The sequence below is a fragment of the Streptomyces sp. LE64 genome (genome assembly GCF_052606915.1).
In genome coordinates this window covers 1115809-1129089 of the sequence record NZ_CP199708.1, presented here as the reverse complement: position 1 = coordinate 1129089, position 13281 = coordinate 1115809, and the positions used below count along the sequence as shown (strand labels likewise).

9 protein-coding genes and 1 tRNA gene are annotated in these 13281 nt (G+C 71.1%); 2 read left to right on the top strand and 8 right to left on the bottom strand.

The window, feature by feature from the left end; translation table 11 throughout:
- Positions 1-60: 60 nt before the first annotated feature.
- A tRNA-Leu gene (locus ACSMX9_RS05025) sits at positions 61-143 on the bottom strand.
- 93 nt (positions 144-236) lie between these two features.
- Between ACSMX9_RS05025 and ACSMX9_RS05020 the strand changes: the two genes are divergently transcribed.
- On the top strand, positions 237-896 hold the full coding sequence (locus ACSMX9_RS05020; protein ID WP_445400279.1) for an ANTAR domain-containing response regulator: 660 nt from the start codon (positions 237-239) through the stop codon (positions 894-896).
- A 123-nt stretch (positions 897-1019) separates the two neighbouring features.
- On the opposite strand, the gene ACSMX9_RS05015 is transcribed toward ACSMX9_RS05020, so the two are convergent.
- The 7 genes from ACSMX9_RS05015 to ACSMX9_RS04985 all read right to left on the bottom strand — a co-directional run bounded on the left by ACSMX9_RS05015 (position 1020) and on the right by ACSMX9_RS04985 (position 10292).
- A complete protein-coding gene (locus ACSMX9_RS05015; RefSeq protein ID WP_445400277.1) occupies positions 1020-1736 on the bottom strand; it encodes an ABC transporter ATP-binding protein in 717 nt (238 codons plus the stop codon).
- A complete protein-coding gene (locus ACSMX9_RS05010) occupies positions 1733-2557 on the bottom strand; it encodes an ABC transporter ATP-binding protein (RefSeq protein WP_445402894.1) in 825 nt (274 codons plus the stop codon). Before ACSMX9_RS05010 ends, ACSMX9_RS05015 begins: the two co-directional genes overlap by 4 nt.
- Positions 2558-2634: 77 nt before the next feature.
- Positions 2635-4440, bottom strand: a complete 1806-nt coding sequence (locus ACSMX9_RS05005; protein WP_445400275.1) for a branched-chain amino acid ABC transporter permease — start codon at positions 4438-4440, stop codon at positions 2635-2637.
- Entirely contained in the window at positions 4437-5369 is a 933-nt protein-coding gene (locus ACSMX9_RS05000; protein WP_445400273.1) for a branched-chain amino acid ABC transporter permease, read from the bottom strand. The genes ACSMX9_RS05005 and ACSMX9_RS05000 overlap by 4 nt, the downstream gene beginning before the upstream one ends.
- 149 nt (positions 5370-5518) lie before the next feature.
- A complete protein-coding gene (locus tag ACSMX9_RS04995; RefSeq protein ID WP_445402893.1) occupies positions 5519-6742 on the bottom strand; it encodes a branched-chain amino acid ABC transporter substrate-binding protein in 1224 nt (407 codons plus the stop codon).
- Positions 6743-7441: 699 nt separating this feature from the next.
- On the bottom strand, positions 7442-7909 hold the full coding sequence (locus ACSMX9_RS04990; RefSeq protein ID WP_351246866.1) for a PaaI family thioesterase: 468 nt from the start codon (positions 7907-7909) through the stop codon (positions 7442-7444).
- A 76-nt stretch (positions 7910-7985) separates the two neighbouring features.
- Positions 7986-10292: an FdhF/YdeP family oxidoreductase gene (locus tag ACSMX9_RS04985; RefSeq protein WP_445400271.1), complete on the bottom strand. Its 2307-nt coding sequence runs from the start codon at positions 10290-10292 to the stop codon at positions 7986-7988.
- Positions 10293-10477: 185 nt separating this feature from the next.
- Between ACSMX9_RS04985 and polA the strand changes: the two genes are divergently transcribed.
- Entirely contained in the window at positions 10478-13207 is a 2730-nt protein-coding gene (gene polA, locus ACSMX9_RS04980) for a DNA polymerase I (protein ID WP_445400269.1), read from the top strand.
- Positions 13208-13281: the final 74 nt, after the last annotated feature.

Here is a 13281-nt window from a genome sequence, read left to right as displayed (position 1 = left end):
CGGCGTCTTGGGTAGCGAAAAAGCGGAAGTTCACACGAAGGTGAGCTTCCGCTTCAGGAGTGCCGGGTGCGGGATTCGAACCCGCACGCCCTTTCGGACAGATGTGTTTGAGACATCAGCGTCTGCCATTCCGCCAACCCGGCCGAGCACCCGAGCAGCATACCGGGTCGGCGGGCTTCCCCGCTGCTGGGTAGGCTGCACAACCACGAGAACAGGCCCGTCATGAGGAGCCCCAGGTGACCGCCCCCGAGCCACCCCAGCCCGAAGCAGACGACGACAAGTCGCACGTGCCTCCGCTGACGACCCGTGTGGTCATCGCCGAGGACGAGGCGCTGATCCGCCTCGACCTCAAAGAGATGCTGGAGGAAGAGGGCTACAGCGTGGTCGGCGAGGCGGGCGACGGCGAGACGGCCGTGGCCCTCGCCCAGGAACTCCGCCCGGACCTGGTGATCCTCGACGTGAAGATGCCCAAGCTGGACGGCATCTCCGCGGCCGAGCGCATCGCCGGGGAGTCCATCGCCCCGGTGCTGATGCTCACCGCGTTCTCCCAGCGGGACCTGGTGGAACGGGCGCGCGACGCCGGGGCCATGGCCTACCTGGTCAAGCCGTTCAGCAAGAGCGACGTCGTGCCGGCCATCGAGATGGCGGTCTCGCGCTTCACGGAGCTGCAAACCCTGGAGCAGGAGGTTGCCGACCTCACCCAACGGCTGGAGACCCGCAAGCTGGTGGACCGGGCCAAGTCGGTGCTCCAGACCGAGTACGGGCTGACCGAGCCGGCCGCGTTCCGCTGGATCCAGAAGACGTCCATGGACCGCAGACTGTCGATGCGCGAGGTCGCGGAGGCCGTGATCGAGGACGGCCGGGAGCGCCGTGCGGCCAAGGAGAAGCAGCAGTAGGCGTCCCGGGGCGTGTGGGGCGGTCGCGACGGCCGTCGCGCGCGCCGGTGAGGGCCCGTCACCCGGGTGGGCGCCCGGGCGGCGGGCCTCCTGCGTGCCGTGGCCGAGGACGGGGCGCGCGCTTCAGTCCTCGCCCAGGTACGCCTTGCGGACGGACTCGTCGTGGAGCAGCTCCGCTCCGGAGCCGGAGAGGACGATCCGTCCGGTCTCCATGACGTAGCCCCGGTCGGCGAGGGAGAGCGCGGCCCGGGCGTTCTGCTCCACCAGCAGGATCGTGGTGCCCAGGGCCTTCAGCTCGACGATGGTCGCCATGATCTTCTGCATCATGATCGGCGAGAGCCCCATGGAGGGCTCGTCGAGCATGAGGAGCTTCGGCCGGGACATCAGGGCCCGCCCCATGGCCAGCATCTGTTGCTCGCCGCCGGACAGGGTGCCCGCGGCCTGCGCCCGGCGCTCCTCCAGGACGGGGAAGAGGGCGTAGGCCCGGGCGACGTCCCGGTCTATCCCGTCGACGTCCTCGCGCAGGAACGCGCCGAGTCGGAGGTTCTCCTCGACGGTGAGGCGGGGGAAGACGCGGCGGCCCTCGGGGGAGTGGGCGAGGCCCAGGGCGACGATCTCGTGGGCGGGGATGGAGCCCAGCGGGACGCCGGCGAAGGAGATGCTGCCGGCGAGCGGTCTGAGCAGGCCCGAGATGGTGCGCAGGGTGGTGGTCTTGCCGGCGCCGTTGGTGCCGATCAGGGTGACGACCTGCCCCGCGTCCACGGTGAAGGAGATCCCCTTGACGGCCTCGATCTTGCCGTAGGCGACCTTCAGGTCCTTGACGTCCAGGAGCGCGGTCACGGGGTGTCCCCTTCCGGGCGGGTGGCGCGGGTGCCGCGGGCGGGTTCGGCGTCCCCGGCCGGGACGGCGCCCGCCGGGTCCTCGGGCGCCCCTTCGTACGGGGTGCCGAGGTAGGCGGCGACGACGCGTTCGTCGCGTCGGACGACGTCGCTGGCGCCCTCGACCAGCTTTTCGCCCTGGACCAGGCAGGCGACCCGGTCGCTGAGACCGAAGACGAAGCGCATGTCGTGCTCGATGACGAGCACGGCGGTGCCCCGGTCGCGGATGGCGAGGACGAGTTCCTCGGCGGCGCGGGTCTCCTGCGGGTTCATGCCGGCGGTGGGCTCGTCGAGCAGGAGCAGCCCGGGGTCGCTGGCGAGCGCCCGGGCGATTTCGAGCTTGCGCTGTTCCCCGTAGGGGAGGTTGCGGGCGAGGTGGTCGCGCTTGGGGGCGAGTCCGACGAAGTCGAGGAGCTCCATCGAGCGTTCCTCCGAGGCCCGCTCCGCCCGGGTGAACGCGGGCCCGCGCAGGAGGGCGGACCACAGCCCCTCCTTGGTGCGGGTGTGCCGCCCGACCAGCACGTTCTCCAGGACGGTCATCTGGGCGAAGAGCCGGATGTTCTGGAAGGTGCGGGCGATCCCGGCCCGGGTGACCAGGTGGGGTTTGGGCGGGAGGACCCTGCCGCGGTAGGCGACGGTCCCTTCGGTGGGGACGTAGAGGCCGGTGAGGCAGTTGAAGAAGGTGGTCTTCCCCGCACCGTTGGGCCCGATGAGGCCGACGATCTCGCCGGCGTCGACGGTGAGGTCGACGGAGCGCACGGCGGTGAGGCCCCCGAAGCGCATGGTGACCCCGGTGGCCCGCAGGACGGCGGTGTCGGGGGCAGGTCGGGGGCGGGTGCCGGTGGTGGTGTTCACGTGGGTCACGCCCCCGCCTTGGTGGTGTCCACGGCCGGGTCGGGTGCGTGCCGCCCGCCGGGTGGGTCGAGTGGGTCGGTCTCGTGGAACGCGAGCCGCTGGCGCCGGTCGGCGACGATGCCCTCGGGACGGAACCGCATCAGCACCACCAGCGCGACGCCGAACGCGAGCAGGGACTTGTCCTGGAGGAACACGAGCTTCTCGGGCAACAGGTAGAGGAGCGCGGCGCCCAGCAGGGGGCCGCTGACCGTGCCCATCCCGCCGAGCACCACGGCGGCGAGCAGGAACGCGGAGTTCGGCGGGGTGGAGCCGGCGAACTGGTACGGGGTGGGCACCACGTTGTAGGTGACGTGGGCGCTCACGGTGCCGGCCAGACCGGCGAGGGCGGCACCGAGCGCGAAGGCGATCAGCTTGACGCGGAAGCCGTTGATCCCCATGGCGGTGGCGGCGGTCTCGTCCTCGCGGATGGCGACCCAGGCGCGGCCGATGCGGGAGTCCGCGGCCCGGTTGTAGACGATCACGACGACGGCCATCACCAGCACCATCAACAGGTAGTAGTTGGCGAACCTGCCGAGGGTGATGCCGGCGACCTCGTGGGTCTCGCCGAAGTCGAAGCCGAGGAATTCGAGGTCGGGGATGGCGGGGATGCCGGTGGGGCCGTTGGTGAGGTCGGGTCCGGAGTCCCCGTCGAGGTTGTTGACCGCGATGCGGAAGATCTCGCCGAAGCCGAGGGTGACGATGGCGAGGTAGTCGCCGCGCAGTCGCAGGGTGGGGGCACCGATGAGGATTCCGAAGAGGAGGGAGGCCGCGGCCCCGGTGAGCGCCGCCGCCCAGAAGGGGAACTGCACCCCGGAGAAGCGGGAGAACTCGGACCCGGAGACCAGGGCCGCCGTGTAGGCGCCGACGCCGAGGAAGGCGACGTACCCGAGGTCGAGGAGACCGGCGAGGCCCACCACGACGTTCAGGCCGAGGGCGACGGTCCCGAAGATCAGGATGTTGACGCCGATGTTGGTGTAGTGGTCGTCGTTCTGGGTGAACGGGAAGAGGATCGCCGCGGCGAAGCCCGTCGCCAGGGTGAAGGACCGGTTGTCGGCGGTCAGTCGGGAGAACCGCTCGACGGCCCCGGCCGCGTGGAGGGCCCAGATCCCGGAGACGACGACGATGAGGTAGCCGATGAAGGTCTCGCCCTCTTCGGAGGGGGTGTCCACGCCGTAGGTGAAGACGGCCAGCCCCACCATGACGACCAGGGTGATGACCGCACGTTGCACCCAGGGTGCGGGCGGGCGGCTCGGCGCGGCGAGCCGCTCCGGTCTGCGGACGAGCCGGCGCAGCACCTCGCGCCGGTCGACGGTGCCGTCGGGGCGGGACGCGGCGGGCTGGGGGAGTGCGAGCACCCCCAGCAGGGGCAGCGCGGAGGCCGCCGCGGCGATGTGGCCGCCCGGTTCCAGGTGGGCCAGGCCGCCGAGGGTGACGGCGATGGCGAGGGTGGTGAACCAGGTGGTGGCGAAGAGCCCGAGCGCGCTGAGCACGAGCGGGGCGTCGGTGCCGCCCGGGTTCAGCCGGCGCATCCCGGGGACGGGACGGGTCGCCAGCGCGAACAGCAGGGTCAGGCCGGCGGCGACGAAGGTCATCCACTGGAGGCCGCCGGGGTACCCGTGGACGGTGAGGTCGCCGGGGAACGCGCTGGTCCAGGTCCAGGCGAGGAACGGCGTCACGAGGCTCGCGCCGGCGCCGGCGAGGACCAGCGCACGGGCCGCCGGGGCGGGGAGGGGCAGGATCGCGGCGTACCGGTTCGTCGTCACGGCCCTCACGCCCTGTCCGTGACGCGTTCGCCGAGCAGCCCCTGGGGCCGCACCAGGAGGACGAGGATGAGCAGGCAGAAGGCCCAGACGTTGGCCCAACTGGCGCCGCCGAGCTGGTCCATCCCGGGCACGCCGTCGATGTAGGCGCTGGCCAGCGTCTCGGCGAGGCCGAGGACGACCCCGCCGAGCATGGCGCCGTAGATGTTGCCGATGCCGCCGAGGACCGCCGCGGTGAACGCCTTGAGCCCCATGATGAAGCCCATGCGGTACTCGACGTGGCCGTACTTGAAGCCGTAGGCCACCGCGGCCACGGCGGCGAAGAACCCGCCGATGGCGAAGGCGATGACGATGATGCGGTGGGTGTCGATGCCCATGAGCTGCGCCGTGTCGGGGTCCTGTGCGGTGGCCTGCATGGCGCGTCCGGTGCGGCTGCGCCGGACGAAGAGGGCGAGTCCGGTCATGCAGACGACGGCGACCGCGAGCAGGAAGACGTCGGCCCGGGTGAGCGTCAGGGAGCCGATCTGGTGGCTCCCACCGCCGAGTTGGGGGAAGACGCGCGGCTTGTCGGCACGGGGGTAGAAGTTGCGGACGGCCTCCTGGAGCGCCAGGGAGAGGCCGATGGCGGTGATCAGGGGCGCCAGGCGTGGCGCTCCACGCAGGGGCCGGTAGGCGAACCTCTCGGCCCCCACGGCGAAGAGGACGGCGATCAGTCCGCCGCCGAGGAGCATCAGGGGCAGGGCGGCCCAGATCGAGGTGCCGGTGGGCAGGACGTAGGCGTACACGGTGAGCGCGCCGAAGCCGCCGACCATGAATATCTCGCCGTGTGCGAAGTTGATCAGCTGGACGATGCCGTAGACCATCGTGTAGCCGATGGCGATCAGCCCGTACATCGAGCCGAGGAGCAGCCCGTTGGCCAGCTGTTGCGGCAGGGTGTTCACCGCGTGGCCTCCATAGTCGCTTGGGGGGCGGGGTGGGTCAGACGCGGGGCCGCGCGGTCGGGTCCGTCGTCCGCGCGGCCCGGGGGTGCCCGCCGGACTCCGGGGTGGTGTCGGCGTCCGGGCGTCGGCCGGTGCGGTGCCGTGGTGCGTCAGCCGTTGTGGGTGCCGGTCCTGACGGCTTCCCACGTGCCCTGCTCGACCTGGTAGACGGTCAGTTGCTTGTTGCCGGTGTCCCCGTACTCGTCGAAGGAGACCTTGCCGGTGATGCCCTCGAAGTCGCTCTTGCCGACCGCTGCGACGACCTGTTCGCGCAGGTCGTCCGCGCCGGGCAGCTTGCCGTCGTTGGCTTCCTTGACCGACTTGACGGCGTTGATGATCGCGGACGCGGCGTCGTAGGAGTAGCCGCCGTAGGTGCCGTAGTCGCCCTTGTACCCCTTGGCCTTGTAGGTCTCGATGAAGGTCCTGGCGGCCGGCAGGGTGTCGACCGGGACGCCGACGGAGGTGGCGAGGTCGCCCTCGGCGGTGGCGCCCGCGGTCTCGATGTAGGTGGGGGTGAACATGCCGTCGCCGCCGAACAGCGGGATCTTCGCCCCGGCCTCCTTCAGCTGCTTGGTGATGAGCTGGGACTCGTCGTACTGGCCGCCGTAGTAGACGAGATCGGGATTGGCGTCCTCGATCTTGGTGATGAGGGCGGCGAAGTCCTTGTCCCCGGTGTTGATGCTGTCGGTGCCGACGACCGTGCCGCCCGCCTCCTGGAAATCCTCTCGGAAGATCTTCGCGAGGCCGGCGCCGTACGCCTGCTTGTCGTCGACCACGTAGACCTTCTTCTTCTTGAGGGTGTTGAAGGCGTAGTCGGCCGCGAATCCACCTTGGATGACGTCGGTCGTCGCGGTGCGGAAGTACGTGGCGTAGGGGCGCTTCTTGTCGCCGTTCTGCCAGTTCTTGCCCTGAGTCAGTTCGGGATCGGTGTTGGAGGGGGAGATCTGGACCAGATTGGCGGAGGCGAAGACCTGCTGCATGGACCGGGCGACCCCCGAGTTGAGCGGGCCGACGACCCCGACGACGGACTTGTCGCCGACCAGGGCTGTCGCGTTCTGTTGTCCGGTGGCCGGTTGTGCCTTGTCGTCGAGCGCCTTGAGCTCGAATTTCACACCAGGAACGAGCTTCTTTTCGTTGGCGTCGTCGACGGCGATCTTGACGCCGCCCCGGATGCCGAGTCCCGTAGCGGAATTCTCCCCGGACAGGGGTGCGTCCACACCGATGGTGAGGGTCGTGTCGCCGCTGGACCCGTCCCCCGCGCCCGTGTCGTCCCGCGAGCCACAAGCGGTGAGGGCGAGCGCTCCGGTGGTGAGAACGGAGGTGAGCATCAGCAAAGAACGCTGTCGCACGATCAGTCCTTTCCGTCGACCCGCCCTTCCCTGAATGGGCCGGAGCAATGTCGAACTGGTACTGAACTCCCGATGGATCGGTGACTGGCGGTGACTCTAAAGCCTGACTCCCGGCCCGGGGCAGTGGCCCGGGTGCGCTTGTGACTCTCTTGTTATGACAGGGCGGAATTTGAGATTCCGTTCTTTGTGGTGAAGGTGGCTCCGGAGTTTCTCCCGGTGGTCAGCATTTCGTGCGCGAACCCCTCCGCTGAGCAGTGCGGGATGTATCGGAGAGCGGTCGCTCGGTGATCTTTCGACTGCGGGAAATGATCGATAATTTAGATGGAGCCACCATTGAGGCGATGAATCAAGATCGCCTTTCCGCTACTCGGTGTGACGGGGCGTGCATTCCCGGAAATTCGTACCGGGTTCCCTTGTCGGTCTTTTCCTCGTGATTTCCGGGAATGGTGGATGAAGGCTCCACGAAGCGGGTGGAGCCGAGTGGGGCGGAACGATCCGGGAGTGCGGAGAGGGGGCGCGGCGTCTCCCCTGCGGCAGGGGCGCGGCGCGGGCGTGTCCGGGAGCGTCGGGGGACGATCGGTCCCCCGGCGGCGAACGGGCCCGCCTCCCCGTCACCGCCCGGGCGGCGGGAACGCGTCGAGCCCGCGGGCGGACCCGCGGGCTCGGGAGGTGGGGCGGGCGCGCTCAGCCCTTCGGGGCGTCCGCTTCGCGCAGCATGCAGGTGAGGCGCGCGGTGCACACCCGCCTGCCCTCGGCATCGGTGACGGCGATCTCGTAGGTGGCGGTGGAACGGCCCCGGTGCACGGGGGTCGCGGTGCCGGTGACGGAGCCGGAGCGCACCCCGCGGTGGTGGGTGCAGTTGAGGTCCACGCCCACCGCGATCCGGCGTGCCCCGCCGTGCAGCATCGCGCCGATGGAACCGAGGGTCTCGGCGAGCACCGCCGATGCCCCGCCGTGCAGCAGCCCGTACGGCTGGGTGTTGCCCTCGACGGGCATCGTCCCGACGACGCGCTCGGCGGACGCCTCCTGGATCTCGATGCCCATGCGGGTGCCGAGGTGCCCCGCGGAGAACAGGGCGGGCAGGTCGACGCCGAGGCCCGCGTACTCGTCGACGACCTCCTGGGGGAACTTCACCGTGCGCTGCTCGCCCATGGACTCCTCCTCGGTGGCGCCGGGTCGGTCGACCCGGCGTGTCCGTCCCTTCCTACCAGGTCGGGTGAGCGGGGGCTCAGGTGCCTGCGGGGCCGGCGCCGGACGGTTCGAGCCGGATCACCACGGACTTGCTCGCCGGAGTGTTGCTGGTGTCGGCCGTCGCGTCGAGGGGCACGAGGACGTTCGTCTCCGGGTAGTACGCGGCGGCGCACCCGCGCGCCGTCGGGTAGTGGACCACCCGGAACCCCGGAGCGCGCCGCTCGACCCCGTCCCGCCACTCGCCCACCAGATCGGCGTGGGACCCGTCGGGGAACCCGAGCGCCCGGGCGTCCTCCGGGTGGACCAGCACCACGCGGCGTCCGTTCCTGATGCCCCGGTAGCGGTCGTCGAGCCCGTAGACGGTGGTGTTGTACTGGTCGTGGGAGCGCAGCGTCTGGAGCAGCAACCGTCCGGCGGGGACGTGGGGGTGGGTGACGGGCTCGGCCGTGAAGTTGGCCTTGCCGGTGGCGGTGGGGAAGCGGCGCTCGTCGCGCGGGGCGTGCGGGAGGGTGAACCCGCCGGGCCGGGAGACCTTGGCGTTGAAGTCCTCGAAGCCGGGCACCACGCGCGCGATGCGGTCGCGGATCCTCCCGTAGTCGACGGCGAAGTCCTCCCAGGGCACGACGCTGCGGTCGCCGAGCACCGCACGGGCCAGCCGACAGACGATCACCGGCTCGGACAGCAGCTCCGGGCCGGCCGGGGCGAGCCGCCCCCGGGAGGCGTGGACCACGCCCATGGAGTCCTCGACGGTCACGAACTGCGGCCCGCCCGCCTGCACGTCGCGTTCGGTGCGCCCGAGGGTCGGCAGGATCAGGGCGTGCGCCCCGGTGACGACGTGCGAACGGTTCAGCTTGGTGGAGACGTGCACGGTCAACCGTGCCCGCCGCACCGCGGCTTCGGTGACGGCGGTGTCCGGGGAGGCGGAGACGAAGTTGCCGCCCATGGCCACGAGGACCTTCGCCGCGCCGTCGCGCAGCGCCCGGATGGCGCGGACCACGTCGTGGCCGTGCGCCCGCGGGGGAGCGAAGCCGAACTCCTCCGCCAGCGCGTCGAGGAAGGCGTCCGCCGGGCGCTCGAAGATGCCCATCGTGCGGTCGCCCTGCACGTTGGAGTGGCCGCGCACCGGGCACACCCCGGCACCGGGCCGACCGACGGCCCCGCGCAGCAGCAGGAGGTTGACCACCTCCTTGATGGTCGCGACGGAGTGCTTGTGCTGGGTCAGGCCCATCGCCCAGCACACCACCGTCCGACGGGAGGCGAGGAGCATCCGGAACGCCTCCTGCACGGCGGCGCGTTCCAGTCCGGTCGCGGCGAGCGTCCGCTCCCAGTCGGCGGCCCGGGCGGCGGTTGCGAACGCCTCGAAGCCGTGGGTGTGCGCACGGACGAACTCGTGGTCCACGGCCCCCGCGGTGCCGTTCGCGTCGGCGTCCAGCAGCAGCCGGTTGAGCAGGCGGAACAGCGCCTGGTCGCCGCCGATGCGGATCTGGAGGAACAGATCGGTCAGGGCGGTGCCCCGCAGCAGCCCCCGGGGACTCTGCGGGTCCTTGAACCGCTCCAGCCCCGCCTCCGGCAGCGGATTGATCGTGATGATCTTCGCCCCGGCCCGCTTGGCCTTCTCCAGCGAGCCGAGCATCCTCGGGTGGTTCGTCCCCGGGTTCTGGCCGGCGACGACGATCAGGTCGGCCCGGTGGAGGTCTTCGAGCAGGACGCTGCCCTTGCCGACGCCGAGCGTCTCGGTGAGCGCCGACCCCGAGGACTCGTGGCACATGTTGGAGCAGTCGGGGAGGTTGTTGGTGCCGAACTCGCGGACGAAGAGCTGGTAGAGGAACGCCGCCTCGTTGCTGGTGCGTCCGGAGGTGTAGAAGACGGCCTCGTCGGGCGAGTCCAGCGCGTTCAACTCCGCGGCGATCAGCTCGAAGGCGCGCTCCCAGGAGATCGGCCGGTAGTGGTCCGCGCCTTCGGGCAGGTGCAGGGGGTGGGTGAGGCGTCCCTGCTGTCCGAGCCAGTAGCCGCTGCGGGCGGCCAGCCCGGACACGGAGTGCTCGGCGAAGAAGGCGGGGCCGACCCGCCTCAGAGTGGCCTCCTCGGCGACGGCCTTGGCACCGTTCTCGCAGAACTCCGCCGTGTGGCGGCGCTCCGGCTCCGGCCAGGCGCAGCCGGGACAGTCGAAGCCGTCCTCCTGGTTGACGCGCAGCAGGGTGAGCGCGGTGCGCCGCACGCCCATCTGTCGGTGCGCGTGGCGCAGGGCGTGCCCGACGCCGGGCAGCCCCGCCGCCGCGTGCCGGGGCGGGGTCACCTCGGGATCGTCCTGCACCGGGTCGTGCCGGGGCGGTTCACTGGCCATCTCGGCTCCTCGTCGAGCGCGGGCGCCCGCGGTGACGTGCCGCGGGGCCCTCCTGCCGTCCTTGCCGTTCCCTGTCTATACCGTCCCGGCTCCGTTCCGCGCCCCCGCGGTCCCGCCCGGGTGCGCAGGGGGCGTCCGGGGCGGGGCGGCCACGGCTGTCGGTGCGGCGTGGCAGGATCGGGGGCGTGGCAGAGACAGCATCGAACAAGACCGGGACCGCGGCGGGCACGGGCGGGGGTGACCGGCCCCGACTGCTCCTCATGGACGGGCACTCGCTGGCGTACCGGGCGTTCTTCGCGCTGCCCGCGGAGAACTTCACGACCGCGGCGGGTCAGACGACGAACGCGATCTACGGGTTCGCCTCGATGCTGGCGAACACCCTGCGTGACGAGGCGCCCACGCACTTCGCGGTCGCCTTCGACGTCTCGCGGCGGACGTGGCGCTCCGCGGAGTACGCCGACTACAAGGCGAACCGTTCGAAGACCCCCGACGAGTTCCGGGGCCAGGTCGAGCTGATCGGCGAACTGTTGGACGCGATGCACGCCGAGCGGTTCGCCGTGGACGGCTTCGAGGCCGACGACGTGATCGCCACCCTGGCCACGCAGGCGGAGGCCGAGGGCTTCGAGGTGCTGATCGTCACGGGTGACCGCGACTCCTTCCAGTTGGTCAGCGACCACACCACGGTGCTGTACCCGACGAAGGGCGTCTCGGAGCTGACCCGGTTCACCCCGGAGAAGGTCCAGGAGAAGTACGGCCTGACCCCGGCGCAGTACCCGGACTTCGCCGCGCTGCGCGGCGACCCCTCGGACAACCTGCCCGGCATCCCGGGGGTGGGGGAGAAGACCGCGGCGAAGTGGATCAACCAGTTCGGCTCGTTCGCGGAGCTGGTGGAGCGGGTCGACGAGGTCAAGGGGAAGGCCGGGCAGAACCTGCGCGACCACTTGGAGTCCGTGCAGCTCAACCGCCGGCTCACCGAGCTCACCCGGGACGTCGAGCTGCCCAGGACCGTCACCGACCTGGAACGCGCCCCGTACGACCGCAAGGCCGTGGCGCTGGTCCTGGACACCCTGGAGATCCGCAACCCGTCCCTGCGCGAGCGGTTGCTCGCGGTGGACCCGGGAGAGGCCGGGGAGGAGCCGGTGATCGAGGCGGCCGTCGAGGTCGACGGCAGCGTGCTGGGGACCGGCGAGGTCGCCCCCTGGCTGGCCGGACACGCGGACGCCCCCCTCGGGCTGGCCACGGTGGACACCTGGTCCCTCGGGACGGGCTCGGTGACCGAGGTCGCCCTCGCCGCCGCGGACGGAGCGGCGGCCTGGTTCGACCCGTCCCAGCTGGACGAGGCGGACGAGAACGCGTTCGCCGGCTGGCTGGCCGACGCCGACCGGCCGAAGGTGCTGCACAACGCCAAGGGCGTGCTGCGGGCCTTCGCCGAGCACGGCTGGACGATCGAGGGCATCGCCATGGACACGGCCCTGGCCGCGTACCTGGTGAAGCCCGGACGCCGCTCCTTCGCGCTGGACGCGCTGACCCTGGAGTACCTGGGACGGGAACTGGCGCCGGCCGCAGCCCCCGACGGGCAGCTCGCGTTCGGCGTGGACGAACAGGCGGAGGCGCAGGCCCTGATGGTGCAGGCGCGGGCCGTACTCGACCTCGGCGGTGCCTTCGGGACCCGGTTGCCGGAGGTCGGCGCGGCCGATCTGCTGCGCGAGGTGGAACTGCCCACCTCCGTGCTGTTGGCGCGGATGGAGCGGCACGGCATCGCCGCCGACCGGGCGCACCTGGAGTCCATGGAGCAGATGTTCGCGGGCTCCGTCCAGCAGGCGGTGAAGGAGGCGCACGCCGCGGTGGGCCGTGAGTTCAACCTCGGCTCCCCCAAGCAGCTCCAGGAGGTGTTCTTCGGGGAGCTGAACCTGCCGAAGACGAAGAAGACGAAGACCGGCTACACAACCGACGCCGATGCGCTCGCCTGGCTCGCCACCCAGACCGACCACGAACTGCCCGTCATCATGCTCCGCCACCGGGAGCAGGCGAAGCTGCGGGTCACCGTCGAGGGGTTGATCAAGACGATCGCCGCGGACGGCCGCATCCACACCACCTTCAACCAGACCGTCGCGGCCACGGGGCGACTGTCCTCCACCGAGCCGAACCTCCAGAACATCCCCGTCCGTACCGACGAGGGCCGGGCGATCCGGCGGGGGTTCGTCGTCGGGGAGGGCTTCGAGTCCCTGATGACGGCGGACTACAGCCAGATCGAACTGCGGGTGATGGCGCACCTGTCCGAGGACGCGGGACTCATCGAGGCGTTCACCTCCGGCGAGGACCTGCACACCACCGTCGCCTCCCAGGTGTTCGGCGTGGACCGGTCCGCGGTGGACCCGGAGATGCGCCGCAAGATCAAGGCCATGTCCTACGGTCTGGCCTACGGCCTGTCGGCGTTCGGGCTCTCCCAGCAGCTCAACATCGAGGCGGCGGAGGCCCGCGCCCTGATGGACACGTACTTCGAGCGCTTCGGCGGGGTCCGCGACTACCTCCAGCGGGTGGTGGAGGAGGCCCGCGCCACGGGGTACACGGAGACCCTGTTCGGCCGGCGCCGGTACCTCCCCGACCTCAACAGCGACAACCGCCAGCGCCGGGAGATGGCCGAACGGATGGCCCTCAACGCCCCCATCCAGGGCACGGCCGCCGACATCGTCAAGATCGCGATGCTGAACGTCGACCGGGCGATGGACGAGGCACGGCTGGCCTCCCGCATGCTCCTCCAGGTCCACGACGAAATCGTGCTGGAGGTCGCTCCCGGAGAGCGCGAGCCGCTGGAGGCGCTGGTGCGCCGGGAGATGGCGGACGCGGTGCGCCTGCGGGCCCCGCTCGACGTGTCGGTCGGTGTCGGCGACACCTGGGAGTCGGCCGCCCACTGAGGCGCCGCCACGGGAGTGGGCGGGGCCTCGGCGTGCTGGTGCGCACGGCGAGGCCCCGCCCTTGCGGCAACCGG